Source organism: Sphaerisporangium rufum, assembly GCF_016863395.1.
In the GTDB taxonomy this organism is placed as follows: domain Bacteria; phylum Actinomycetota; class Actinomycetes; order Streptosporangiales; family Streptosporangiaceae; genus Sphaerisporangium; species Sphaerisporangium rufum.
The window spans coordinates 1-25,157 of record NZ_BOOU01000003.1; the positions used below are offsets into that span (position 1 = coordinate 1).

Below are 25,157 nucleotides of genomic sequence, written 5' to 3' on the forward strand. Positions count from 1 at the left end.
TCAGACGCGGTGCGTGGTCAGACGCGGTGCCGGGCGGCGGGCGCCTCGACGAAGTTCAGCAGCCCGTCCCCCTTACAGGTGCGGCAGGCCCCGCCGCACTCCCCTTTTCCCGAGCCCCCGCAGGTACGGCAGGCGGCCACCCGGTCGAAGCGGGGGTCGCGGTAGCGGTGCCCGGTACCGAGCCGGCTGATCTCCCAGCCCTGCACCCAGGCGAACCCGTCGATCTCGGCGAACACCGCGTCGCCGAGCCGGCGGCGGCGGGTGATGGCGTGCTCGCGGACGAGCGCCCACAGGCCGGCTGATATCCCGGCGGGGCTGACATTCATCGAAGATCGTCCTCTCGCTCCAGGTGTGGGACTGCGGCCGAGCCCCCCGGCCCGGCGATGGTCACGGCGCCGTCGTGGCCCGCGCTCGATCCGGCCGCGCCCCGTCCGCGCGGCGCCCCCGCCGGAGCCGCCACCGCGAGAGTCCGGTCGTCGGAGGCGGCGTTCGCGGCGTCGGGGGCTACCATTTCTTTACCCTTGCCCGTGCCACCGGCAAACGCCTTTGGCAATTGCCATAGGAAAGTGTCCCCGAAGGGTACGCCGGGGGTGACGGCGTGGCCAATAGGGTTGGCTCCCGGCGGCCGACCGGTCCGCACCCCGGCGAGCGGCGGCGGACCGCCCGGGTGACCCTTCCAGAAGAGGTGAGCGCGGATGGCCGGGCCGAATCCGACCCTGCGGCGCCGCCAGCTCGCCACCCGGCTGCGCGAGCTGCGCAAGCAGGCGGGGCTCAGCATCGAGGAGGCCGCGCACCGCCTGGAGTGCTCGCCCGCCAAGATCAGCAGGATCGAGACGGCCCAGCGGAGCGTCATCCCGCGCGACGTGCGCGACCTGTGCCTGATCTACCAAAGCGACGAGGCCGAGGCCGAGGCGCTCATCACCATGGCGCGGGAGGCCCGGCAGACCGGCTGGTGGCAGGAGTACGAGGATCTCGACCTCGACCCCTACATCGGCCTGGAGGCCGAGGCCTCGGCGATCACGATGTACGAGACCACCACCGTGCCGAGCCTGCTGCAGACCGAGGACTACGCCCGCGAGGTGATCCGCGGCTGCCTGCCCCGGATCAAGCAGGAGGTGCTGGAGGAGCGGGTCGACGCCCGGCTGAAGCGCCAGCGGCTCCACCTGGGCGACCGGCCGCCCAACTGCTGGGTGCTGCTGGACGAGTCAGTGCTGCACCGGCACGTCGGCGGCCGCGCGACCATGCGGGCCCAGCTGGCACGGGTGGTCGAACTGGCCGAGATGCCGCACATCATCGTGCAGGTGATCCCCTTCACCGTGGGCGCGCACATCGGGTTCGACAGCATGTTCATCCTGCTGGAGTTCCCCGGCGATCTGATCCCGGCCACCGTGTACGTGGAGTCGCTGATGGGGGACTTCTACCTGGAGAAGCCCCGGGAGCTGGAGCGGTTCCGCGAGGTCATCACCCACCTGCGCGCGGCAGCCCTCAACCCGCGCGACTCGGTCGCCCGGATCGCGGAGATGGGCCGTTCGTACGCCGGCTGACCATCAGGGCACACCTCCGACAAATGGCGATAAACACCCAATCAGCCTGTTGGGTCTGACATTAATCGCCAACCCTTCCATATCGGGCAAAGGCTAACTTCCCGCCAGCCGAGGGGTGATGCCGCCGATAGAAGTGGCGAACTTCGACCAGCTCAGGCTGTTGATCATGTTGACATGTCCCCGATAGCTGCGATAAATGATCACCAGGAGCCCCCGCGCGCAGCGCCGGTCCACCCGGACCATGCCTGCTGCGGGGGCTCATGCCTATTTATCCGGCCCGATCACGTCGGTCGCGCCCGCGAAGGGCGGCGACCCAGGACGGGCGCGGCGCGGCGGGACGGCCTCGCTTTATCAGGAGAGACGATGACGTCGCAGTACGTTTTGCGCTATTCCGGGCTGAACTGGAGAGCCGCCGGCCAATGCAACAACGGCACCTGCGTGGAGGTCGCCGAGCTTCCCGACGGCGGCGTCGGCATCCGCGACAACAAGGCCGGCGACGGCCCGGTGCTCGAATTCACCCTGGAGGAGTTCCGCAGCTTCGTCCAGGGCGTCAAGGCCGGCGAATTCGACCTGTGAGGCCGCCGGAGTGCCGCGACGGCCGCCCGGACCGCGCGGCGGCCCGGCCGGACGGCCCGGCGATACCGGCGGCGGCCGCCCCGATGGGACCGGGCGGCTGACCTGACGGTCGGCGGTCGCGGGACGCGGTGACGCTACGAGCGCGCACGTCCCGCGGGAACGCTCCCCGAACGATGCGTGACGGTGGAATCCCGATGAAACGCAGCCGAGCAGACGGCGCCGGACGCTAATTCCGGCAATACCGGCAATACCCGCCTTTCGGGTGCTCCCGGCGCCGTTTCCGACCTGCCGCCCGCCGCGCCCCGGCGGTTTCCCGCCCGCCCGCCCTGGCGCCACCGGCACGCGAGCCCCGTCGCCTCCTCGCTCCGACCGCCGCGGCGTGCCCCGCCGCGACCGGCGCCCGGCTTCGCCGGCCGGATGCGCGAATCCCTATTTTCCCCGAAACGGCTTCTCCGGTTATCCGGTCAGCGGCCGGACGTAATCCTCGGTGCGGCTATTGATTGGTACATAAGGCGAACCGGCCCGCCCGCCGGCGAATGCCGTCCGGGCATCCGGCCGGAGCGTTCTGGGCCCCGCCCCCCATCATCGTCCGCGATGCCTTACCGGCACCCGTTTCATTTCCGCCGCCATCATCTATGATTTAACCGGTGCCAACGTCCCGACAGCGATTTCCGGTGAATGTCCCGTGGAGGGAGACCGATGGCGGGCGGACCTGCTTTCCATGACGTGACATGGCATGCCGCGTGCAACAACGGCAGTTGCGTCGAGGTGGCCTACGACGACGGATGGGTGGGCGTGCGTGACGGCAAGCGCGGCGACGGCCCGGTCCTCGTCTACTCCGGCCCGGAGTGGATCTCCTTCATCGACGCCGCCAAGGCCGGGCGGTTCGACCTCGACCGGATCGCGGCCGGCGGCCCCCGGGGCGACCACCACGGCCCCCGGAACGACGACCGGGACCACCGGGACGGCCCCTGAGCCATCGGGGCGCCGGCCTGGTTTGCGGATCACCCGGCGGGTAGCCCGGAAGGCTCACCCTGGCGGCTCGCCTTCCCTGGAGGATACGAGGATGGGCGGTTTCAAGAAGTTCCTGATGCGCGGCAACCTGGTGGAGCTCGCGGTGGCGGTCGTGATCGGCGCCACGTTCAGCGGGCTGGTGCAGGCCTTGGTGGCCGACCTGATCACCCCGCTGATCGCCGCGGTGACCGGCGGGCGGCAGCCGGACTTCTCGAAGTACGTCTTCACCGTCAACGGAGCGGAGTTCAAGTACGGCGACTTCATCAACCACCTGCTGACCTTCATGATCATCGCAGCGGTCATCTACTGGCTGGTGGTGATGCCGATGACCCGGTTGATCTCCTTCTTCGACCGCGACAAGCAGGCCACCGAGAAGAAGTGCCCGGAGTGCCTGAGCGACATCCCGCTGGAGGCCCGCCGCTGCGCCTTCTGCACCGCAGAGCTCAGCCGGGTGCCGGCGAACGACCGGCCGCCGGCCTGAGAGCGCCGCCCGGCCGCCCGCCCCGGCGGCGGGCGGCCGGACGGAAGAAGCCGTGGGAACGGTCCATTACCGCGACCTCCGACTTTCCCGCTGAACGGCTCACAATTCGCATTCGCGGACATAGGACGCGAGAACCTGTCATACCACACGAAACCCGATGAATTGGGTAACAGGCTGGTAACTTTTCCCCTGGCGCCGGCTCCGGCGGGTGGGCCGCCCCGGTCCGGGCCGAGCGACCCGAGCAGGCCTATCATCCCATTCTGCGGTATAGACCACTTCGGTCACGGGTGCGACGGGAAGCCCGTCATCACCTCTTCTACCAGCAACTTCTGACTGGGACCTTTCATCCTCTGACATCTGACCGTAACATCGCTCGGGAGATCGGGCGTGGAACATTTACCCGAAACATCTGTTGACACCCAAGAAACACTGTTATTGTAATGGGAGCGCTCCCACGCCTTCGCGATATGCCTTGAAAGCGGAGGAAGCCGGATGGCCGAACAGCCCACGCTTGCCCAGGTAGCAGCCGAAGCAGGGGTCTCCCCCGCCACGGCATCACGAGTGCTCACCGGTTCGGTCCGGGTGAGCACATCGACCCGCCGTCAGGTCCATGACGCCATGTCACGTCTGGGTTACGTACGGCATCGCGCACCGCGGGGCACCTCTGCCCGGCGGTCCGACCAGCTAGTCGCGGCGGTGATCTGCGAGCACACCCAACGCATGTTCTCCGAGCCGTTCTACGCGCGGCTCCTGTCCGCCGCGGACGAGGTGTTCACCGGGTACGGCATGCCCTTCGTGGTCATGACCGCCACCTCGGCCACCTCGACGATCGCGGCACCACCCCTGGTGACCGGATCTTTCGACGGAGTGCTGCTGGCCGGCGCCCGGGAGCGGCATCCCCTCGCCGTCACCCTGGCCGCGTCGGGCATCGCGGTACGCAGCGCCGGCCGGCCGCCGGACGGCATCGACCTCCCGTTCGTCGACATGGACAACCGGGACGGTGCCCGTCAGGCGGCCGAACACCTGCTACTCACCAACCGGCGGGCCATCACGGTCATCGCCGGGCCGCCCACGCTTCCCGGAGCCCGGGACCGGCTGGACGGTTTCCTGCGAACCCTGCAGGCGGCCGGGATGACCGACGTCCCGGTGGCCTACGGGGACTTCACCCACGCCTCGGGGGCGCACGCCATGCAGTGGCTGCTCCAGCGCTCCCCTCACCTCGACGCGGTCTTCGCCGCCTCCGACCCGATGGCGGCCGGGGCGATGCAGGCGCTGCGCCGGGCCGGGCGCCGGGTGCCGGACGACGTGGCGGTCATCGGTTTCGACGACGCCCCGCTGGCCCGGCACACCACGCCCACCCTGACCACCGTCCGCCAGCCGGTCGAGGAGCTCGCCATCCTCACCGCGCGCATGCTGCTCATGTCCATCACCAACCCCGACGACGTCCCGCACGGCAACCCCATACTTCCCACGGAGCTGGTGGTACGTGAATCCACTTGATACCGGGGGCATGCAGGAAGGCGATGTGCTCACCCGCCGGTACCGGCTGGTCGAGCAGATCGCCACGGGGGGAATGTCCGCCATCTGGCGGGCATTCGACCAGTCGCTGCACCGGACGGTCGCCATCAAGGTGCTGGACGGCTGCATGTCCGACCACGGCGGGCGCGATCTCATCCGGCGGGAGGCGCGGGCCACCGCCCGCCTCATCCATCCGGACGCGATCGAGGTCTACGACTACGGCGAGACGGTCACCGACCGCGGACGGCTGGCCGCCTACGTCGTTATGCGCCTGCTGGACGGCCGGCCGCTGTCCGAGCGGATCGACGAGGGGCCGCTGCCCTGGCGGGAGGCGGCGACCATCGGCCTCACCGTGGCCAAGGTGCTCGCCGCCGCCCACCAGCGCGGCATCGTGCACCGCGACGTCACCGCCGAGAACGTGCTGCTCACCCTGGAGGGCCCGAAGCTGCTGGACTTCGGCATCGCGGCCTTCGTCGGCGAGCAGGTCGACCAGCGTCTCGCCGACTACGGCACCCCGCCGTACGTCGCACCCGAGCGGCTCACCGGCGCCGCCGCGCACCCCGCGGTGGACGTGTACGCGCTCGGTGTGCTGATCTTCGAGATGCTGACCGGCGCTCCGCCCTACCCGGAGACGACCTGGGAGGCGGTCGAGTCGGCCTGCCGGACCGGCCCGCCGCCGGTGCCGGCGGACGTTCCCGGCCTGCCCCCGGAGATCTCCGAGCTGTGCGCGGGATGCCTGGCCCACGAGCCGGGGGCCAGGCCGAGCGCGCAGCACGTGGCGGACGTGCTCACCGCCGCACTACGGGAGCCGGAGACCCCGGCCGGCCCGTCCCCGTGGGCGCGGCGGGCGAGGATCGTGACCGTCGCCGCGGCCGTGCTGACCTCGTGGAGCGCCCTGCTGCTGTGGTTGCAGCCGGACTTCTCCGCGCCGGTCGTCGCGGCCTTCGACAGCTATCCACCCGCCACGCCGATGCCGTCCGCCGGCGGCCCGTCCACCCCCGGGGAACCAGGACCCCGGGAGACGGGCGGTGCCGCGTCACGGGCCTCCGCCGAACCGGTCGCCGACCGGCCGGAAAGGGAGCGCTCTCAGCCCACCGTCACCGTCACCGCGCCCGCGCCCCAGGCGGTCACCCCGCCGGAGGCCGGGAAGCCGAAGAAGTTCTCCGCGGGCGACGCCGGGCCGGCCGTGCGCCGCAGCCCGCGGGCCGCACCGGCGGCCACCGCACTGCCCAGCCTCGACCAGGCGGTGGGCAGGTTCAACGCGGCGCTGCGCGCGGGCGAATCGACTGGGGACATCCGCCCGGACGTCGCCCTGGACCTGCACCAGGTCCTGCGGAACACGCTGCGCGACTCCTCCGTCGACCCCGTCCAGGGACTCGACGACGTGCGCGGCAAGGTGGCCACCCGGTTCGAGGAGGGCGCGCTGTCCGCCGGCGCGCGGACCGAACTGGAGCAGGAACTCCGGCTGATCAGCACGATCCTGCAGAAAACGGCCTGACCGGCCGGCACGTACCTCGGACCGGCCACCAGGCGTCCCCTCCGCCCGGTGGCCGGTCCGCCGTCCGGCCCGATCGCGGGCTGAAAGTTACATGACGCCGCGCAGGTCACCGCGCCGGCGGATCCGCTCCCGGTTGACGGTGCCGAACCGCTCGCCGAAGCATGACCAGCGGCCGGCCCGCCCACGCGGCCGGTCCCGTCCCGGCCGCCCGTACGCGGCCGGCGATCTTCGGCCGCGGCCGGCCTCGCCCCCGGCGGCCCACCGCGCCCACCACGTCCACGAAGGGCACCCGTATGAAGTCACCCTGGATCGGGCGGAGGTGGCAGGCCGCGCTCACCGCGGTCGCCGCCACCGCCGCCACCACCGCGCTGGCGGTCACCCTTGGTTCGGCACCCGCCCAGGCGGCGGGCGGCACCGGCACCGGCTACCTCCACACCAGCGGCAACAAGATCGTCGACAGTACCGGTGCGACGGTGCGACTGACCGGTATCAACTGGTTCGGCATGGAGACCGACAACAAGACCTTCCACGGTCTGTGGGCGAACAACCCCTGGCGCAACCAGCTCGACCTGATGGCGAGCCTCGGGTACAACACCATCCGGGTGCCCTTCTCCGACGACGCCATCAAGCCGGGCGCCGTCGCCACCAGCGTGAACACCTACAGCAACCCCGACCTGGTCGGCCTGTCGCCGCTGCAGATCCTCGACAAGGTGGTCGACTACGCCGGCAGCAAGGGCATGCGCATCATCCTGGACCGCCACCGGCCCACCTCGGCCGGCCAGACCGCGCTCTGGTACACCTCCGCCGTGCCGGAGAGCACCTGGCTGGCGAACTGGAAGTCGCTCGCCCAGCACTACGCGGGCAACACCACCGTGATCGGCGCCGACCTGCACAACGAGCCGCACGCCGACGGCACCGAGCCCAACAGCACCGGCTCCTGCTGGGGCTGCGGCGACAGCGCGCGCGACTGGCGGCTGGCGGCCGAGCGGGCCGGCAACGCCATCCTGTCGGTGCAGCCCAACTGGCTGATCTTCGTCGAGGGGGTGAGCTGCCCGAGCGGCGGCAACGCCAACGCCTGGGACGGCATCCCCGACGAGCCGTGCGGCTGGTGGGGTGGCAACCTGTCCAAGGCGAAGGACTACCCGGTGCGGCTGAACGTGGCCAACCGGCTGGTCTACTCCCCGCACGAGTACGCCACCTCGGTCTTCCGGCAGACCTGGTTCGACGACCCGACCTATCCGGCGAACATGCCGGCCATCTGGGACCGGTTCTGGGGCTACATCCACAAGCAGAACATCGCCCCGATCATGATCGGTGAGTTCGGCACCACCATGGCCAGCGAGACCGACCGGATCTGGCTGCAGGAACTGATGAAGTACACCGGCACCGGGGTGAACGGCATGTCCTTCACCTACTGGTCCTGGAACCCCAACTCCGGCGACACCGGAGGCATCCTCAAGGACGACTGGGCGACCGTCGACCAGGCCAAGCAGAGCATCCTGCAGCCGTACCTCATCCCGCCGACCGGCGGCGGCACCGGGCCCGGCGGCCCGTCACCGTCGGCGACGCCGACCCAGGGCGGCACCGTCTCCTGCGGCACCACCTACACGGTCACCAACGCGTGGAACGGCGGGTTCCAGGCGGAACTGGTACTGAAGAACACCGGGACCTCCACCTGGAAGAACTGGTCGGTGCGCTGGACGGTTCCCTCGGGGGTCACCCTGGGCAGCGGCTGGAACGCCACCGTGACCCAGAGCGGTACCACCATCACCGCCAAGGCGCCGAGCCACGCGCCGGACCTGGCGGCCGGCCAGTCGGTGTCGGTGGGCTTCACCGCCAACGGGCCGTCCACTCCCGCCCCGACCGCCTTCACCTGCGCGTAGGCGGCGATCTTCGCGGCCGGCCGTTCTTCTATATACCGCGCTTTTCTGACGCCATATTCGGAAATTCCAGGAGCATTCCGTAAAGCGATGAACGGCCGAGATCGGAGCCACGCACCCTCGGCCGGAGAAACGGCCGGTCCGCGGTTTCCCTGGTGGCGCATGTCGTAGCCGGAGCGAGAACACGCTGCTCAGTACGGTGACATGTCGGGGCGCGTCCGCCATCGACGCGCTTTCCACATGGTACTGACAATGCCGAGGAGCGTGTTATGGAATATCGCGGATCGCGGACGCGGACGGTGCGGCGAATCACCCGGCCGCTGCTGGCCACGGCCACCGGAGCGGCCCTGCTGGCCCCCGGTCCGGCCGGCGCGGCGGCCCTGGCCGGCAGCGGGAGGGGCGAGCCGCCACCGCCGGCCCCCGCCGACCCGGGCCGGCCGCCCTCGACCGGCCGGCCTCCGGTGCGCCCGCTGGAGCCGGCGCCGCTCGGGAACCCGCCGCACCTCCTGCCGCCCGCCGAGGACCGGCCGCCCGTGGTGGCCCCGCTGGCCGACCGGCCGCCTGTCATGGCACCGCCGGCCGACCGGCCGCCTGTCATGGCACCGCCGGCCGACCGGCCGCCCGTGGTGGCCCCGCCGGCCGACCGGCCGTCCGGCGGCCGGGCACGTCCGGCGGGGGCGCTCGGCGCGGCCGGCCGGTTCGCCGTGCTGGCCGGAATCCCGCCCACGGCCGGCGGCCGCAACCGGGTGCTCGGCGATCTCGCGATCAGCCCGGGCCGCACAGCCGGTGGCCTGGACCCGGGCGAGGTGACCGGCGCGCGGCACCTGGGCGACGCGGCCGCCCGGCAGGCCCGCCGGGATTTCGCCGCCGCCTACGCCGACCTGAGCCGGCGGCGGGCGACCGGCACCATCACGCCGTCCCGGAGCCGCCCCGCGCTGCGACCGGGTGTGTACGTCTCCACCACCGGTGGCTTCACGCTCACCGGCAACGTGACGCTGGACGCGCACGGCGATCCGGACGCGCTGTTCGTCTTCCGCGGCCGGTCGTTCACCACCGAACCCGGCAGTTCGATCACGCTGAGCGGCGCCGCGCAACCGTGCAATGTCATGGTCGTGACCGAGGACGTCGCCCGCCTGGGCGCCCGGTCCGACTTCCGCGGCACGCTGCTGGCGCGCGGCGGTGCGCGGCTCGGGACGGGCGCCAGGGTCGAGGGCCGGGTGCTCGCGGGGCGGGACGCGACCGTGTCGCTGCAGGGGAACACCATCACCACGCCGCCCTGTGCGGTACCGCTGGCCGGTCAGGCCACGGTGACCATCCTGGCGGTACTGGACCCGGCCAGTGGCAAGGACGCCGGCCCGCTGCGGCTGGTCGCCACGGTACGCGCCGCGGACGGGCCACCGGCCGGCCAGGTCATCTTCACCCGGGACGGGATCGGCGTCGGCGCGGCCCGGCTCGACGCCCGGGGGCACGCCCGGTTCTCCCTGCCGGTGTCACCGGGACGCCATGAGATCACCGCCCGCTACGCGGGGTCGGCCGGTCACCACTCCAGCGTCTCGGCGCCCGTGGTCACGCGCCTGCGCTGAGCATCGGCCGCGGGCGGCGCCGTCCGCCGGCGGACGGCGGACGGCGGCCGCCAGGGGGCGGACCGGCGAAGACGCCGGTCAGTTGCCGCTGGGATCCGGCGGGACGGCGGGCCCTTCCCCGGCGCGGCGCCGGTCGAACTCCTCCTCCAGTTCACCGGTGCGGACGGCGAACTCGTCGAGGGCGTCTTCGGAGCCGTGCAGCAGCGTCGCCATCCATGACTCCTCAAGCTGGCGAAGCTCATCGCGGAGGTCTCGCACGCTCAGGTTTCTCGGATCGGATCTGTTCATGGGTTCCACCCTGCACCCGGACACCGAGTGCCGTCACCCGCCACAAGGGCGGCATATGTCACAGCAAGGGATCCACACAGTGAGTGGATCTCCCGTCACTCAGCGCTCCGCGATCAGGGGAATGCCGTGCTGACCTGGGTGAACGTGAGATCGTTCCGGCCCGCGGCCGGCGGCGGCGCCGGCCGCCGATCGACGAGATGTGGCGTTGCTCACACTTTGTGAGCAAACTGTCCGCGATCTGTGACCGGCTGTCACCGGCCGGCTTACGGGCGCCGGCCCCGGTGGGGCCCGAACCGGCCCGCCCGGCAGACCACGCTTCTTTCGCCGATTCTCCGGATAGGCGGGTTATTTCTTGCGCCATCGGAGCCGCGAAGCGAGGTTTTCCGGCTTCCCGGGCCGGCGTCCCCGGCCGGCCGGAAGGGGCGGATCGGCGGGCCGCCACCACCACCGCCGGAACCTGAAAGTTTCAACCATGCGGGGGCGCCGATTCGGGCCCGGAGGCGAGAACGGGCAGGCCGCCGCTGATGAGGCCGGACATCGGCGGAAATCTGCCGGACATGTCATTGACATCTCTGCGCCGCTCACCAGAATCCGATGTGGGAGCGCTCCCATCAACTGACCCCTTCCCCTCCCGGTCTCCGACCGACGCAGCGCGAACTTCCGTACCACTCATCACCCTTTCTCACTTTGGAGTACCTCCGGAATGTCAACATCATCGGTAGGAGCGGGAGCGCTCCCACGATCGCGCGCGAAGCGTCGCGGCGTGTGGGTGGCGCTCACCGGCCTCGCGGCCGGCGTTTTCACCCTCCTGGCCTCCACACCGGCCTCCGCCGCCGTCGCCTGCTCGGTCGACTACACCACCAACGACTGGGGCAGCGGCTTCACCGCCGACGTCAAGATCACCAACAAGGGTGACGCCTGGAACGGCTGGACCCTCGGCTTCAACTTCGCCGGCAACCAGCGGATCACCTCCGGCTGGAGCGCCACCTGGTCGCAGAGCGGCACCGCCGTCACCGCGCGGAACGCGAGCTGGAACGGCAACCTGAGCAACGGGCAGTCGACGAACATCGGCTTCCAGGGCACCTACAGCGGGACCAACGCCAAGCCGGCCTCGTTCACGGTCAACGGCGTGACCTGCAACGGCGGGACCACCCCCACCCCGCAGCCGCCCACCGTGAGCCTGACCTCGCCGAGCGCGGGCCAGACGTTCACCGCGCCGGCCACCATCGGCCTGGCCGCGACCGCCGCCGACAGCGACGGCACGGTCAGCAAGGTCGACTTCTACAACGGCACCACGCTGCTCGGCTCGGACACCACCGCGCCGTACACCTACACCTGGACCGGGGTGGCCGCGGGCAGCTACTCGCTGACCGCCAAGGCGACCGACAACTCCGGCGCCAGCACCACCTCCTCCCCGGTGGGCGTCACGGTGGCCGGCACCTCCCAGCCCAGCATCGTGGTCAGCCCCAAGACGGTGGTCGTGGCCGAGGGCGGCGAGGCCACCGTCGGCGTGAAGCTCTCGCAGGCCCCGACCTCCACCGTCACGGTCGGCATCGCCAAGGCGTCGGGCGGCGACGCCGACCTCACGGTCTCGCCCGCCACGATGACCTTCACCACGTCGAACTGGAACACCGCGCAGAACGCGACCGTCAGCGCGGCCGAGGACGCCGACGAGACCTCCGGCAGCGCCACGTTCAACCTGTCCGCCTCCGGCTGGACCGGTGACTCGTTCACCGCCACCGAGGCCGACAACGACGGCAGCAGCGGTGGCAACGAGTACGTGCAGCGGTTCACCACCATGTACAACAAGCTGCACGACCCGGCGAACGGCTACTTCTCCCCCGAGGGCGTCCCCTACCACTCGGTGGAGACCCTGATGGTGGAGGCGCCGGACCACGGCCACGAGACCACCTCCGAGGCGTTCAGCTACTTCCTGTGGCTGGAGGCGGTGTACGGCCAGGTCACCGGCACGTGGACCAACTTCAACAACGCCTGGGCCACGATGGAGAAGTACATCATCCCGGCCACGGCCGACCAGCCCACCAACTCGTACTACCAGGCGAGCAAGCCGGCCACCTACGCCGGCGAGTGGGACGACATCAAGCAGTACCCGTCGAAGCTGGACGGCGGCGTCTCGGTCGGCGTCGACCCGATCGCGGGCGAGCTGAAGAGCGCCTACGGCACCAGCGACATCTACGGCATGCACTGGCTGCTGGACGTGGACAACACCTACGGGTTCGGCCGCTGCGGCGACGGCACCACCCGCCCCGCCTACATCAACACCTACCAGCGCGGCCCGGAGGAGTCGGTCTTCGAGACCATCCCGCAGCCGTCCTGCGACGCCTTCAAGTTCGGTGGCCCGAACGGCTACCTGGACCTGTTCACCGGTGACGCCTCCTACGCCAAGCAGTGGAAGTACACCAACGCCCCCGACGCCGACGCGCGCGCCATCCAGGTCGCTTACTGGGCGCACACCTGGGCCAAGGCGCAGGGCAAGGAGTCGCAGATCTCCGCCACGGTCGCCAAGGCCGCGAAGATGGGCGACTACCTCCGCTACGCGATGTACGACAAGTACTTCAAGAAGCAGGGCTGCACCAGCACCTCCTGCGCCGCGGGCACCGGCAAGGACAGCTCCGCCTACCTGCTGTCCTGGTACTACGCCTGGGGCGGCGCGCTGGACACCTCCGCCGGCTGGGCCTGGCGGATCGGTTCCAGCCACAACCACTCCGGCTACCAGAACCCGCTCGCCGCGTGGGCGCTGTCCAACGTGGACGTGCTCAAGCCCAAGGGTTCGACCGCGGTCACCGACTGGAGCACCAGCCTGACCCGCCAGATGGAGTTCTACCGCTGGCTGCAGTCGACCGAGGGCGCGATCGCCGGTGGCGCGACCAACAGCTGGCAGGGCCACTACGCGGCTCCGCCGGCCGGCACGCCGACCTTCTACGGCATGGCCTACGACTGGCAGCCGGTCTACCACGACCCGCCGTCCAACCAGTGGTTCGGCTTCCAGGCCTGGACGATGGAGCGGGTGGCCGAGCTCTACTACGCCACCGGCAACGCCATGGCCAAGACGGTCCTCGACAAGTGGGTCGCCTGGGCGATGGCCAACACCACCATCGCCGCCGACGGCTCCTACCAGATGCCGTCGACCCTGCGGTGGACCGGCCAGCCGGACACCTGGAACGCCGCCAGCCCGGGTAACAACGCCGGCCTGCACGTCTCGGTCGTGGACTACACCACCGACGTCGGCGTGGCCGGTTCCTACGCCAAGGCTCTGATGTACTACGCCGCCAAGGCCAACAACACGGCGGCGAAGAACATGGCCAAGGCGCTGCTGGACGGGGTCTGGAAGCACCAGGACAGCAAGGGTGTGTCGCTGCCGGAGACCAAGGCCGACTACAACCGCCTGGACGACCCGATCTACGTCCCGGCCGGCTGGAGCGGCAAGATGCCGAACGGCGACCCGATCAACTCCAGCTCGACCTTCATCTCCATCCGCTCGTTCTACAAGAACGACCCGGACTGGCCGAAGGTCCAGGCCTACCTGAACGGCACGGGCCCGGCCCCGACGTTCAACTACCACCGGTTCTGGGCGCAGGTCGACGTCGCCGTCGCCCTCGCCGAGTACGGCCGGCTGTTCCCCTGATCCGGCCGTCCGGCCGGCGCGGCGGTGCCTGACACGCCACGCGCCGGCCGGGAGGCGGAGCGAGAAACGGGCCGCGGTGGCGCCTGACACGCCGCCGCGACCCGGGGACCGGCCCCGGCGCCCTGACCGCCGGGGCCGGTCCCTCCCGGCGGGACGCGGTGGGCCTGACCCCCACCGCGCCCCGCTCCTGCCGAAGGCGGGCCCGGCCCGCAGCACTCCCGGTTCGAGAGGCGTTCGATGTCCCTCAGAAGCACCATCTCCGGCGTGGCGGCACTGGCCGCGGCGGTGACCTTCCTCCCGGTGCTCACCTCCTCCGCGGCGGCCGCCCCGGCCTTCAACTACGGCGAGGCCCTGCAGAAGTCGCTGTTCTTCTACGAGGCGCAGCGCTCGGGGGACCTGCCGGCGACCAACCGCGTCAACTGGCGCGGCGACTCGGGGCTGAACGACGGCAAGGACGCCGGCCTCGACCTCACCGGCGGCTGGTACGACGCCGGCGACCACGTCAAGTTCGGGCTGCCGATGGCGTCCAGCGCGACGATGCTCGCCTGGGGCGGGGTGGAGTACCGCGCCGCCTACCAGAACTCGGGACAGCTTCCCTACCTGCTGGACAACCTGAAGTGGGTCAACGACTACTTCATCAAGGCCCACCCCTCCCCCAATGTGCTGTACGGCCAGGTGGGCAACGGCGGCACCGACCACGCCTGGTGGGGGTCGGCCGAGGTCATGCCGATGGCCCGCCCGGCGTACAAGATCGACGCCAGTTGCGGCGGGTCCGACCTGGCCGGCGAGACGGCGGCCGCGATGGCGGCCTCCTCGATGGTGTTCCGCCCGACCGACCCCGCCTACGCCGACAAGCTGGTCACCCACGCCAAGCAGCTGTACACCTTCGCCGACACGGTGCGGAAGAAGTACAGCGACTGCATCACCGACGCCGCCGGCTACTACAAGTCCTGGAGCGGCTTCAACGACGAGCTGGTCTGGGGCGCCGCCTGGCTCTACCGGGCCACCGGTGACGCGGCGTACCTGGCCAAGGCCGAGTCGTACTACGACACCCTCGGCACCGAGCCGCAGAGCACCATCCGGTCCTACAAGTGGACCATCGCCTGGGACGACAAGTCGTACGGCGCCTACGTGCTGCTGGCCCGGCTGACCGGCAAGCAGAAGTACATTGACGACGCCGACCGCTGGCTGGACTTCTGGACCGTCGGCGTGAACGGCGCCCGGGTGAACTACTCCCCCGGCGGCCAGGCGGTGCTCGACTCCTGGGGCTCGCTGCGCTACGCCGCGAACACCTCGTTCGTCGCGCTGGTCTACAGCGACTGGCGGACCGACGCGACGCGCAAGGCGCGCTACCACGACTTCGCTGTCCGGCAGATCAACTACGCGCTCGGCGACAACCCGCGCAAGTCCTCCTACATGGTCGGGTTCGGCGCCAACCCCCCGAAGAACCCGCACCACCGGACCGCGCACGGCACCTGGACCAACAACCTCCAGGAGCCGGCGCCGACCCGGCACACCCTGTACGGCGCGCTGGTCGGCGGGCCGAAGTCGCCGGACGACGCCTACGCCGACAGCCGGAGCGACTACGTGATGAACGAGGTCGCCACCGACTACAACGCCGCCTTCACCGGCGCGCTGGCCCGGCTGTACCAGGAGTACGGTGGTGCCGCGGCGGCGAACTTCCCGGTCGCCGAGACGCCGGACGGGCCGGAGATCTACCTGCAGGCGTCGGTGAACTCCGCGGGGAGCACCTACACCGAGATCAAGGCGCTGGTGGTGAACCACTCGGCGTGGCCGGCCCGCGCGCTGACCGACGGGTCGTTCCGCTACTACTTCAGCCTGGACGGCGACACCACCCCCGCGCAGATCACCCTGTCGTCGGCCTACAACCAGTGCAAGCCGCCGACCGGGCCGACGCAGTACTCCGGTGCGATCTACTACGTCACCATCGACTGCTCCGGCCAGACGATCGCACCGGCCGGCCAGTCGGAGTCGCGGCGCGAGGTGCAGTTCCGCATCGCCAGTTCGTCGGGCTCGTGGGATCCGTCCAACGACTGGTCCTACACCGGAGTGGCCACCACCCCGGGCGCGACGCCGGTGACGGTGACCCGCATCCCGCTCTACTCGGGGACCACCCGGATCTGGGGCGAGCCGCCGGGCACCGGCCCGAACCCCACTCCCACTCCCACCCCGACTCCGACCCCCACGCCCACCCCGACCCCCACGCCCACCCCGACCCCCACCCCGACCCCCACGCCGACGCCGACGCCCACCCCGGGCACCGCGTGCCAGGCGACCTACACGGTCACCAGCTCGTGGGGCGGCGCGTTCCAGGCCGACGTGTCGGTGCGCAACAGCGGCAGCACGCCGATCACCGGCTGGACCGTCTCCTGGACGTTCGCCAACGGACAGGTGATCAACCAGCTGTGGAACGGCAGCCACACCCAGTCGGGCGCGGCGGTGACGGTGAGGAACATCGGCTGGAACGGCAACCTGGCCGCCGGCGGCTCCGCGGCGTTCGGCTTCACCGCGAGCCAGAACGGCACCAACGCGGTCCCCACGGTGACCTGCCGGCCGTCCTAGCCCCTTGAACGTGGTCTCGACAAGCCCTGGGAGCGCGAGACCGCGGCCCGGCCGGGCCTCCCGCGAAGCCCGGCCGGGCACCCTTCCCAGCCGCGCCGTCCCCTGCGGACGGGGTCACAGCACTCTGTACCAAGAGTGAGATTCTGTGAAAACCCGCAATAAATGATCGTTCTTTGCTCAGAATCGAGTTGACGCGTTCGGGCGAGGGACGGGAGTGGCGGTGGCGCGCGCCGGCCGGGTGTTGATCATCTCTGGCATCATCGCACTGGCGGCGGGCTCGGCACCGCTGCTCGTGGTGGATCACGGCCCGGAGCGGGTGGTGCCCATCGCCCTGGCCATCGCCGGCGGCGGGCGCACCGCGGAGTGGCCCGGCGGGGCCATCCCCTACGTGTGGGGCGGCGGCCACGGCGATGACGCCGGCCCTTCCCTGGGCACCTGCGAGGGATACAGCGGCAGCGTCCGCCCCTGCCCGGCGGCCACCACCCGCGGCCTGGACTGCTCGGGGCTGGTCCGCTGGGTGTACCGCCTGGCCTTCGACCGGGACGTGCTCGGCGGCGGCACCACCGACGACCACGTCCGCCGGTTGCGGCGCGTCCCGACGGCCGCCGCCCGCCCCGGCGATCTCGTCTTCTTCGGCAAGGTGCGCAAGCGGACGGTGCGGACCCACCACGTCGGGATCTACATCGGTGGCGGCATGATGATCAACGCGCTGCGCACCGGCACCACCATCCGCACCGACCCGGTGACCGTGCTGCCCGACCTCGCCGGCTACTACCGCTACGAAGGCTGACCGCCGCCCTGCCCGGAGCCCGACAACTCAGCCGAGCAGCTGGTTCTCGACCTGGTGCTCGATCACCTTCTCCGACACCTGGAAATGCTCGGCAAGGGTGCCCAGGTCCTCCTGTGTCATCGTCTCCACCGGCGTCCCGGCGATCTCCCGGATACCGGCGGCCGGCGCCAGCAACTCGGCGGCGAACGCCCGTTCCACCTGCTGACGGTCGGTCGCGGCGGTGGTGACGAGGAAGAGCGGTTCCGGTTCCCACACGTGGTGCCAGAGCGCCCGGGAGAGCGTGAACCGCCGGGAACCGGCCGCCCGTCCGCTCGCCACCACCACGGACGGTCCCCTTTCCTCCGCCGCTCCGCCGACGGCCTGCAGGCCACGATCGACGGCGGGCCGTTCTACGGCGGCGACATACGCGTCGAGCGGGAAGACGTCCTCGTCCGGAACGCCGGCCGCACGGCGCACCATTCGCGCCTGGGCCCATCCCTTCTCCCACGGCCGATGCCCTGGCGACGGCCGTGGAACGCCCATCGCCGGACGGAGATCCAGCGCCGCGGGGGCGTTCCGTGCCGTTCCGATCTCCGTGCGAGCGCGCTGTATCCACTCCAGTGCCTCGGCCATGCGCACCGGGTCGACGGCGTCCAGGAAGTCACCGAACATCGCCGGCGGCATCTCGCCGGCGGCAGCGATGATCAGATCCTCGTACGGTCCCGCCTCGGCGTATGGATCCAGACCCAGCCGGGCCGCCGCGAGGCAGAATTCCACTTCCTCCGGCTCCGCCTGCTGGATGGCGGCCCACTCCTTCTCCAGGGGAGTATCGGAGATCCCCTTTTCGGCGAGCCGCGTCAGGACGGCGGAGATCAGATGGCCCAACTCCTCCGTGATCGATGGGCCGTCGACGAACGCCTCTCCCCGGGACAGGAAGCGAATCGGCCGGGTCGCCGGCACGTGGCGATCCTCGCGCCAGAGCAGATGCGTCTGACCCCCCTCTGGAATGATCAGCAACTCCGGCCACAGGAACCCGTCACCGCTGGCGCGCACGCAGTGCCGGCGGAGCATCTGGGGGTCATGCCAGATGCCCGACCGCACTCCCAGCGTCCGGGCGGGGCGGGCATCGGCCCGCAAGAACCACCAGTTGTAGGCCAGCCACTCCGCGATCGGATAAAGCGGGCAATAGACGGACCGCCGGGAGCTTCCTGAGGGAATGTCCTCCACCAGGGTGATGTGGTCGCCGCCCACCGCGATCTCGATCCGTGCCCAGGTGACGCGATGTTCCGGCAACCGCACCGGAGGTGGCGCCTCCCACTCCCAGCGGATTCTCAACTCCGGCGTCGTTGTCACCGTCCACCGTCCTCGCCGAATGTCTCCGGCCACTCCTCCGGACCGAGCGGGTATCCCTTGTACTGCCCGAGTTCCCTATTGACCAGTCTCGCCTCGTACACGACATCGTTCACGCGATGCCATGCGTACCGAGGGAAGTCTCCCTCCCAAGGCGCACCCACGTTGCCCTGCGCGACCGTCTCGCGCAACCACTCGGTTATCCGCGCTGGATCAGCGAGTTTCGGGTCATATTTGCTCGCGTCCGCCCGCAGCCTGGGCTGCCCGGCGAACGAAGGATACGACTTGTGCTCAGCGCTGCCAACGTAGGAGACGCGCTCGGCGAGTTCCTTCAGCGCCACACCTTCCGGCGGTGAGGTGCGGACCCGACGGAGCGGACGGCGACGATGGGGGGCGCGCATGGGGTCACTATTACCGGCGGCCGGGCGACGGTGCAGCTGAAAATGGTTTTAGCCACCTATGTCTGTTCACTCGTATGTAGTAAATAATGCTCCTTTAGCGATGGTTCGGGAGAGTCATCGGCTTCACCATCATTTGTCATATGTCCTGTTGGCCGAAGGGGCACCGCCGGAAGGGCGGTTCGGGGTTGGCCGGGTGAAAGTTTCCGGTGGGTTCGCAGGTGGGCGGGGGTGGCTGCGGGGTGGATTTGACCGGGGGAAACGGCCGTTCCTACGGTCGCGGCGACAGCGAGGAGGCGAACATGGGTGTCGTTGACCGCTCCCGCCGGTGGGCCGGCAGGTTGAAGATCTCCGTGCTGGTGGTGCTGACGCTGGCGACGTTCGGCGTGGTGGAGCCGGGCCGGCCGGCGACGGCGGTGGGCGTGCTGCCGTACCAGGATCCGGGCCTCGGCGTGGCCGCCCGGGTGGACGACCTGCTGGGCCGGATGTCGCTGGACGACAAGGTCGGGCAGATGACGCAGGCGGAGCGGGCCGCGCTGAACCCGGTGTCGGACCTGGCGACCTACCGCATCGGGTCGGTGCTGTCGGGCGGCGGCTCGGTACCGTCCCCGAACTCGCCGGCCGGCTGGGCGGACATGTACGACAGCTTCCAGCGGCAGGCGCTGTCCACCCCGCTGGGCATCCCGATGATCTACGGGGTGGACGCCGTGCACGGCCACAACAACATGGTGGGTGCGACGATCTTCCCGCACAACATCGGGCTGGGCGCGACGCGCGACCCCGACCTGGTGCGGCGGGTGGGCCGGGCCACCGCCGAGGAGGTGACGGCCTCCGGCGCCGACTGGACCTTCGCGCCGTGCCTGTGCGTGGCCCGGGACGACCGGTGGGGGCGCACCTACGAGTCGTTCGGCGAGGACCCGCAGCCGGTGAGCCAGATGGCGGACATCGTCACCGGCTTCCAGGGGCCCTCGCTCGGCGGCCCGGCCTCGGTGCTGGCCACCGCCAAGCACTACGTGGGCGACGGCGGCACCACCGGCGGCAAGGACCAAGGCGACACCCGGCTGAGCGAGGCCGACCTGCGGGCGATCCACCTGCCGCCGTTCCGCGCCGCCGTCCAGCGGGGCGTCGGCTCGGTCATGATCTCCTTCAGCAGCTGGAACGGCCAGAAGCTGCACGGCCACCGGTACCTCATCACCGACGTGCTCAAGGGCGAGCTGGGCTTCTCCGGGTTCGTGGTGACGGACTGGGCGGGCATCGACCAGCTGGACGGCGCCACCGGCTTCACCGCCGCCGAGGTCACCACCGCGATCAACGCGGGGATCGACATGGTGATGGTGCCGACCGACTACAAGAAGTTCATCTCGCTGCTGAAGTCGGAGGTGCAGGCCGGGCGGGTGCCGATGTCGCGGATCGACGACGCCAACCGGCGCATCCTCACCAAGAAGTTCGAGCTCGGCATGTTCGAGAAGCCGCTGGCCGACCGGTCGTACGCCGGGACGGTGGGCGGCACCGCGCACCGGGCCCTCGCCCGCGAGGCGGTGCGCGCGTCGCAGGTGCTGCTGAAGAACGACGGCGGGCTGCTGCCGCTGCCGAAGAGCGGCGGCAAGATCTTCGTGGCCGGCAAGAACGCCGACGACATCGGCAACCAGAGCGGTGGCTGGACGATCACCTGGCAGGGCTCGTCCGGCCCGATCACTCCCGGCACCACGATCCTGCAGGGCATCCGGGAGAAGGCCGGATCGGGGACCACCGTCACCTACAGCCGGGACGGCAGCGGCATCGACTCCTCCTACCGGGCGGCCGTCGCGGTGGTGGGCGAGACACCGTACGCCGAGGGAGAGGGCGACCGCACGTCGCTGGCCCTGGACTCCGCCGACCTGGCCACGATCTCCCGGCTCCGCGCGGCCGGGGTGCCGGTGGTCGTCGTGCTGGTGGCCGGGCGGCCGATGGACATCGCCGGGCAGATCGGCGGCTGGCACGCCGCGGTGGCGGCGTGGTTGCCGGGCACCGAGGGCGGCGGGGTGGCCGACGTGCTGTTCGGCGACCACGCGCCCACCGGAAGGCTGCCGATGACCTGGATGGGCTCTATAGGCCAGCAGCCGATCAACGTGGGCGACGGCAAGCAGCCGCTGTTCCCCTACGGCCACGGGCTGACCTACGGCACCCCCACCCCGACGCCCACACCCACGCCGACGCCGACCCCCACGCCGACGCCGAGCGTGAGCCCCACCCCGAGCCCGACCCCCACGCCCACCGGTGGGGCCTTCGGGTGCCGGGTGACCTACAAGGTGAGCAGCCAGTGGCAGGGCGGCTTCAACGGTGACGTGACGATCGGGGTGACCGGCGCCGCGGTCGACGGCTGGACGCTCGGTTTCGCCTTCCCCGGCGACCAGCGGGTCTCCAACGCCTGGAACGCCCGCGTCACCCAGAGCGGCGCCCAGGTCACCGCGACCGACAGCGGTTACAACGCGCGGATCCCGGCGGGCGGCGGTACCTCGTTCGGCTTCACCGCGGCCTTCGCGGGGACCAATTCCCCGCCGGCCGCCTTCACGCTGAACGGGGTGCGCTGCTCCACGGCCTGATCCGCAGGCGGCCGCCCAGGCCCGCCGGCCCGGCCGGCGGGCCGGCGGGCGTAGCCCTCCGCATACGGGGCAATGGGTCCAGCGCCGGAGATCTCCGGCGCGCGCCAGGCGTGACGAGCGCCGGCGCGCCGAGGGACTACAGAGACGGATCGCCATGGATCTGGTGAAGAGGGCCACCCGGCGGTACGGGCGCAAGGCACGCTCGCTGCACAAGGTGGCCCGCGAGGCGTTCGGCTGGCACGAACTGCGGCCCGGCCAGCAGGAGGCGATGGAGCACCTGCTCGACGGCCACGACGTGCTGGTCGTCATGCCCACCGGGAGCGGCAAGTCGGCGGTCTACCAGATACCGGCGCTGCTGCTGGACGGACCGACCATCGTGGTGTCCCCGCTGATCGCCCTGCAGCGCGACCAGGTGGCCGGGCTGCGGGGCGTGGAGGCCGGCGGTGCCGTCGCGGTCAACTCGGCGCAGTCGGACGGCAAGAGCGACGCCTCGCTGGACAAGATCCGCGCCGGCCAGGCGGAGTTCGTCTTCCTGGCGCCCGAGCAACTGGTCAAGCCGGAGACGATCGACCGGCTGCGCGAAGCGCGACCGTCCCTGATCGCCATCGACGAGGCGCACTGCGTGTCCGCCTGGGGACACGACTTCCGCCCCGACTACCTGCGCCTGGGCAAGGCCATCGAGGCGCTCGGCCACCCGCCGGTGGCCGCGCTGACCGCCACCGCCGCCCCGCTGGTCCGCGACGACATCCTCGCCTCCCTCGGACTCGGCGACGCGCGGGTGATCGTCCGCGGGTTCGACCGGCCGAACATCGACCTGCAGGTGCGCCGCTTCGTCGACAAGGAGTCCAAGCGGCGGGCCCTGGTCGAGGACGCGGCGTCCCGGCCCGGGCTGGGCCTGATCTATGTCGCGACCCGGCGGGCCGCCGAGGAGTACGCGGCGGCGCTGCGCGAGGCGGGCCGGCGCGCGGAGTACTACCACGCGGGGATGAAGGCGGCCGAGCGGCACCGGGTGCACGAGCGGTTCCGCGACGGCGAGCTCGACACGGTGGTGGCCACGTCGGCGTTCGGGATGGGCATCGACCAGCCTCAGGTCCGGTACGTGCTGCACTCCGATCCGCCCGAGTCGCTCGACTCCTACTACCAGGAGATCGGCCGGGCCGGGCGGGACGGCGAGCCGGCCGAGGCCGTGCTGTTCTACCGGCCGGAGGACCTGGGCATTCGCCGGTTCTTCGCCGGCAGCCGGGTGGACGAGGACCTGCTGCGGCGGGTGGCGACGCTGGTGCACGAGCACGGCGGGACCGTCCCGGCGCGCGAGCTGCGGGAGCTGCTGGACGTCGGCCCGTCCAAGCTCACCGGCCTGGTCAACCTGCTGGAGCGGGTGGGTGCGGTGGCGGTGACCCGGCGCGGTGACCTGCGGCCCGACCCCGACGGGCCGGATCCGGACCGGGCGGCCGCCGAGGCGGTCGAGCTGGACGCGACCCGGCGGCGGGTGGACGAGTCGCGGATCGACATGATGCGGGCCTACGCCGAGACCACCGGGTGCCGGCGGCGGCTGCTGCTGGAGTACTTCGGGGAGCCGTTCGAGCGGGCGTGCGGGAACTGCGACACCTGCCGCTCCGGGACGGCCGCGGCGGGCCGGCCGGCGGCCGCGGCCGCGGCGGACGGGCCGTTCGCAATGCACGCCAAGGTGCGGCACAGCGCGTGGGGGCCGGGCGTGGTGATGAGCCGGGATCCCGACCGGGTGACCGTGATGTTCGAGGAGGTCGGCTACAAGACCCTCTCCCTGGAGGCCGTGGAGCGCGACGGCCTGCTCACCCTGGCCGAGTGACGGAACGGCGGAGCCCCGGCGGTGACGTCACCGCCGGGGCTCCGCCGGGTGCGGCGGGACCGGGTCAGCCGGTCAGCGCGCTCGGCTCCGGCCGGCGGCCGCCGGGCCGCCAGGGGGTGCCGAGGATGGCGTAGGCGGCGACGGCCACGCAGACGAAGCCGAGCACCAGGCCCCAGCTCACGTCGCTCAGGTGGTGCATGCCGCGGTAGAGCCGGGACACCGCCACGATGAGCGGGGCGGCCAGGCCGAGCACCCACCACAGCACCCGCAGCGCGGTGTGGCGGTGGGTGTGCAGGGCCAGGACGACGGCCATCCCGACGTAGAAGCCGACCGCGGCGCTGGTGTGTCCGGAGGGGAAGCTGGAGGTGGGCGGCGCCGGGTCCAGGTGGTGGACGCCGGGCCGGGGACGCTCCACGAAGTAGGTGGCCAGCAGGAAGACCAGGTTCTGGCTCCACACGGCCACCACCAGGAAGACCGACTCGCGCCAGCGCTTGAAGACCAGCCGGAAGGCGATCGCCGCGATGGCGGTGAGCACGATGATCACGGGGGTGTCCGACAGCATGGAGCCGTAGTGCGTGAGATCGTTCAGCAGCGGCGTTCGGTCCTGCTCGAACGCCTCGTTCAACGCCACCTCGCCGGACACCTCGGCGTGCAGCGGCTTCATTATCAGCCAGCCCAGCCCGAGCGTCACGGCGGCGAGCAGCGCCAGGGGGAGCAGGATGAAGCGGGCCACCGCGGCCACCTTCTCCGTCCAGCCCGCGCGGCCGGACGTCCGTGACGCCGCTTCAACGTCGCTGACCATATGCACGTCCCTTCGGTGAAATATCATCTTTGGCCTCCGGCTCGACACCTTCCCGGTGCGGCTCGGCCGGCCGGCGCCCGATCTCCCGGCGCCACGTCTCGAATGCGGCGGTCGTCGCCGCGACCACGGCGACGCCGAACACCACGCCCGCCGTCACGTCGCTCACCCAGTGCACCCCGAGCGCCACCCGGGTGTAGGCGACGCTCAGCACCAGCAGCGCGCCGATGATCCAGGCGGCCACCCGCTGCCGGCGGCCGAGCAGCGGCAGGATCAGCAGGATCAGGATCCCGACGCCGAGCGTCACGTTGACCGCATGCCCGGACGGGAAGGACGCGCCGGGCGCCAGGTCCACCGGGTCCGGCAGGTGCGGCCGGGCGCGGGCGACCACCACCTTGAGCGCCAGGCCGAGCAGCCCGCCGACGGTGATCGTGGTGAGGGCCCAGATCGCCAGGCGCGGCGCCCGCCGGTACAGCAGCCAGGCCGCGGCCAGGCAGACCAGCACCCGCCAGGTGTTGGGGCCGAACACGTCGGTCCAGACCGACAGCAGGCGCACCCAGGCGGGGTGCTCCAGCGCGTAGGCGTGCAAGGTGCGGGCGACGCTCTCGTCCAGGTCGTTCAGCGGCTCGAACGCGGTCTCCACCAGCACCAGCAGCAGCGTGAACGGCACCAGCACCAGGAACAGCGCGCCGGAGGCCAGCGTCAGCCGCAGGCCGAGCCGCCGGTCCCGGTCCGTCCGCCGGCCGAACCAGCGCCGGCCGAAGCCACCGGCCGGTCCCGCCGTTCGCATCGCTTTCATGAAGAACCCCTTCCCCCGGTT

Annotated in this window: 19 protein-coding genes; 13 read left to right on the plus strand and 6 right to left on the minus strand. The window is 71.1% G+C overall.

Translation table 11 applies throughout. From position 1 onward, the window contains the following. Positions 1 to 17: 17 nt before the first annotated feature. Positions 18 to 326, minus strand: coding sequence for a hypothetical protein (locus Sru01_RS00935; RefSeq protein WP_203981877.1), 309 nt, complete (start codon positions 324 to 326; stop codon positions 18 to 20). A gap of 369 nt (positions 327 to 695) precedes the next feature. Between Sru01_RS00935 and Sru01_RS00940 the strand changes: the two genes are divergently transcribed. The 8 genes from Sru01_RS00940 to Sru01_RS00975 all read left to right on the plus strand — a co-directional run bounded on the left by Sru01_RS00940 (position 696) and on the right by Sru01_RS00975 (position 10,094). After that, on the plus strand, positions 696 to 1,544 hold the full coding sequence (locus Sru01_RS00940) for a helix-turn-helix domain-containing protein (protein WP_203981878.1): 849 nt from the start codon (positions 696 to 698) through the stop codon (positions 1,542 to 1,544). A 363-nt stretch (positions 1,545 to 1,907) separates the two neighbouring features. Next, a complete protein-coding gene (locus Sru01_RS00945; RefSeq protein WP_203981879.1) occupies positions 1,908 to 2,120 on the plus strand; it encodes a DUF397 domain-containing protein in 213 nt (70 codons plus the stop codon). Positions 2,121 to 2,846: 726 nt separating this feature from the next. Continuing rightward, entirely contained in the window at positions 2,847 to 3,095 is a 249-nt protein-coding gene (locus tag Sru01_RS00950; protein ID WP_239136679.1) for a DUF397 domain-containing protein, read from the plus strand. A 91-nt stretch (positions 3,096 to 3,186) separates the two neighbouring features. Then, positions 3,187 to 3,615 carry a large conductance mechanosensitive channel protein MscL gene (mscL, locus tag Sru01_RS00955; RefSeq protein WP_203981881.1) on the plus strand — a complete coding sequence of 143 codons (429 nt, stop codon included), beginning with the start codon at positions 3,187 to 3,189 and terminating at the stop codon, positions 3,613 to 3,615. 492 nt (positions 3,616 to 4,107) lie between these two features. Next, complete coding sequence (locus Sru01_RS00960; protein ID WP_203981882.1) at positions 4,108 to 5,115, plus strand: LacI family DNA-binding transcriptional regulator; 1,008 nt, start codon at positions 4,108 to 4,110, stop codon at positions 5,113 to 5,115. Positions 5,116 to 5,125: 10 nt separating this feature from the next. Further along, complete coding sequence (locus Sru01_RS00965; RefSeq protein WP_203981883.1) at positions 5,126 to 6,631, plus strand: serine/threonine-protein kinase; 1,506 nt, start codon at positions 5,126 to 5,128, stop codon at positions 6,629 to 6,631. Positions 6,632 to 6,924: 293 nt separating this feature from the next. Further along, positions 6,925 to 8,514 (plus strand): cellulase family glycosylhydrolase, encoded by a 1,590-nt coding sequence (locus Sru01_RS00970; protein WP_203981884.1) that lies wholly within the window; start codon positions 6,925 to 6,927, stop codon positions 8,512 to 8,514. Positions 8,515 to 8,780: 266 nt separating this feature from the next. Beyond that, a complete protein-coding gene (locus tag Sru01_RS00975; RefSeq protein ID WP_203981885.1) occupies positions 8,781 to 10,094 on the plus strand; it encodes an ice-binding family protein in 1,314 nt (437 codons plus the stop codon). Between the two features lie 78 nt (positions 10,095 to 10,172). Here the strand turns inward: Sru01_RS00975 and Sru01_RS00980 are convergent, their stop codons facing one another. Further along, positions 10,173 to 10,382: a DUF6158 family protein gene (locus tag Sru01_RS00980; RefSeq protein WP_203981886.1), complete on the minus strand. Its 210-nt coding sequence runs from the start codon at positions 10,380 to 10,382 to the stop codon at positions 10,173 to 10,175. A gap of 763 nt (positions 10,383 to 11,145) precedes the next feature. Between Sru01_RS00980 and Sru01_RS00985 the strand changes: the two genes are divergently transcribed. The 3 genes from Sru01_RS00985 to Sru01_RS00995 all read left to right on the plus strand — a co-directional run bounded on the left by Sru01_RS00985 (position 11,146) and on the right by Sru01_RS00995 (position 17,401). Continuing rightward, the gene (locus tag Sru01_RS00985; RefSeq protein WP_275412127.1) at positions 11,146 to 14,028 is read left to right on the plus strand and encodes a glycoside hydrolase family 48 protein; all 2,883 of its coding nucleotides are present in this window, start codon (positions 11,146 to 11,148) and stop codon (positions 14,026 to 14,028) included. 237 nt (positions 14,029 to 14,265) lie between these two features. Beyond that, positions 14,266 to 16,611: a glycoside hydrolase family 9 protein gene (locus Sru01_RS00990; protein ID WP_203981888.1), complete on the plus strand. Its 2,346-nt coding sequence runs from the start codon at positions 14,266 to 14,268 to the stop codon at positions 16,609 to 16,611. A gap of 220 nt (positions 16,612 to 16,831) precedes the next feature. Then, positions 16,832 to 17,401, plus strand: a complete 570-nt coding sequence (locus tag Sru01_RS00995; protein ID WP_239136681.1) for a C40 family peptidase — start codon at positions 16,832 to 16,834, stop codon at positions 17,399 to 17,401. A 27-nt stretch (positions 17,402 to 17,428) separates the two neighbouring features. Here the strand turns inward: Sru01_RS00995 and Sru01_RS01000 are convergent, their stop codons facing one another. Together Sru01_RS01000 and Sru01_RS01005 are read right to left on the minus strand one after the other, a co-directional pair. Then, positions 17,429 to 18,733 (minus strand): ImmA/IrrE family metallo-endopeptidase, encoded by a 1,305-nt coding sequence (locus Sru01_RS01000; protein WP_203981889.1) that lies wholly within the window; start codon positions 18,731 to 18,733, stop codon positions 17,429 to 17,431. Further along, positions 18,730 to 19,131, minus strand: a complete 402-nt coding sequence (locus tag Sru01_RS01005; RefSeq protein WP_203981890.1) for a hypothetical protein — start codon at positions 19,129 to 19,131, stop codon at positions 18,730 to 18,732. Before Sru01_RS01005 ends, Sru01_RS01000 begins: the two co-directional genes overlap by 4 nt. 299 nt (positions 19,132 to 19,430) lie before the next feature. Here Sru01_RS01005 and Sru01_RS01010 point away from each other — a divergent pair, with 299 nt between their 5' ends. Together Sru01_RS01010 and Sru01_RS01015 are read left to right on the plus strand one after the other, a co-directional pair. Then, the gene (locus tag Sru01_RS01010) at positions 19,431 to 21,710 is read left to right on the plus strand and encodes a glycoside hydrolase family 3 N-terminal domain-containing protein (RefSeq protein ID WP_239136683.1); all 2,280 of its coding nucleotides are present in this window, start codon (positions 19,431 to 19,433) and stop codon (positions 21,708 to 21,710) included. A 154-nt stretch (positions 21,711 to 21,864) separates the two neighbouring features. Next, positions 21,865 to 23,538 (plus strand): RecQ family ATP-dependent DNA helicase, encoded by a 1,674-nt coding sequence (locus Sru01_RS01015; protein WP_203981891.1) that lies wholly within the window; start codon positions 21,865 to 21,867, stop codon positions 23,536 to 23,538. 64 nt (positions 23,539 to 23,602) lie between these two features. Here Sru01_RS01015 and Sru01_RS01020 read toward each other — a convergent pair whose 3' ends face one another. Then, positions 23,603 to 24,340, minus strand: a complete 738-nt coding sequence (locus tag Sru01_RS01020) for a phosphatase PAP2 family protein (protein WP_203981892.1) — start codon at positions 24,338 to 24,340, stop codon at positions 23,603 to 23,605. Further along, positions 24,324 to 25,136: a phosphatase PAP2 family protein gene (locus Sru01_RS01025; RefSeq protein WP_239136684.1), complete on the minus strand. Its 813-nt coding sequence runs from the start codon at positions 25,134 to 25,136 to the stop codon at positions 24,324 to 24,326. The genes Sru01_RS01020 and Sru01_RS01025 overlap by 17 nt, the downstream gene beginning before the upstream one ends. Positions 25,137 to 25,157 lie beyond the last annotated feature (21 nt).

Bases quoted from the DNA above. Each gene is read 5' to 3' on its own strand.
- Sru01_RS00935 (WP_203981877.1), bottom strand. From the start codon at position 326: ATGAATGTCAGCCCCGCCGGGATATCAGCCGGCCTGTGGGCGCTCGTC.
- Sru01_RS00940 (WP_203981878.1), top strand. From the start codon at position 696: ATGGCCGGGCCGAATCCGACCCTGCGGCGCCGCCAGCTCGCCACCCGG.
- Sru01_RS00945 (WP_203981879.1), top strand. From the start codon at position 1,908: ATGACGTCGCAGTACGTTTTGCGCTATTCCGGGCTGAACTGGAGAGCC.
- mscL (WP_203981881.1), top strand. From the start codon at position 3,187: ATGGGCGGTTTCAAGAAGTTCCTGATGCGCGGCAACCTGGTGGAGCTC.
- Sru01_RS00960 (WP_203981882.1), top strand. From the start codon at position 4,108: ATGGCCGAACAGCCCACGCTTGCCCAGGTAGCAGCCGAAGCAGGGGTC.
- Sru01_RS00965 (WP_203981883.1), top strand. From the start codon at position 5,126: ATGCAGGAAGGCGATGTGCTCACCCGCCGGTACCGGCTGGTCGAGCAG.
- Sru01_RS00970 (WP_203981884.1), top strand. From the start codon at position 6,925: ATGAAGTCACCCTGGATCGGGCGGAGGTGGCAGGCCGCGCTCACCGCG.
- Sru01_RS00975 (WP_203981885.1), top strand. From the start codon at position 8,781: ATGGAATATCGCGGATCGCGGACGCGGACGGTGCGGCGAATCACCCGG.
- Sru01_RS00980 (WP_203981886.1), bottom strand. From the start codon at position 10,382: ATGAACAGATCCGATCCGAGAAACCTGAGCGTGCGAGACCTCCGCGAT.
- Sru01_RS00990 (WP_203981888.1), top strand. From the start codon at position 14,266: ATGTCCCTCAGAAGCACCATCTCCGGCGTGGCGGCACTGGCCGCGGCG.
- Sru01_RS01005 (WP_203981890.1), bottom strand. From the start codon at position 19,131: ATGCGCGCCCCCCATCGTCGCCGTCCGCTCCGTCGGGTCCGCACCTCA.
- Sru01_RS01010 (WP_239136683.1), top strand. From the start codon at position 19,431: ATGGGTGTCGTTGACCGCTCCCGCCGGTGGGCCGGCAGGTTGAAGATC.
- Sru01_RS01015 (WP_203981891.1), top strand. From the start codon at position 21,865: ATGGATCTGGTGAAGAGGGCCACCCGGCGGTACGGGCGCAAGGCACGC.
- Sru01_RS01020 (WP_203981892.1), bottom strand. From the start codon at position 24,340: ATGGTCAGCGACGTTGAAGCGGCGTCACGGACGTCCGGCCGCGCGGGC.
- Sru01_RS01025 (WP_239136684.1), bottom strand. From the start codon at position 25,136: ATGAAAGCGATGCGAACGGCGGGACCGGCCGGTGGCTTCGGCCGGCGC.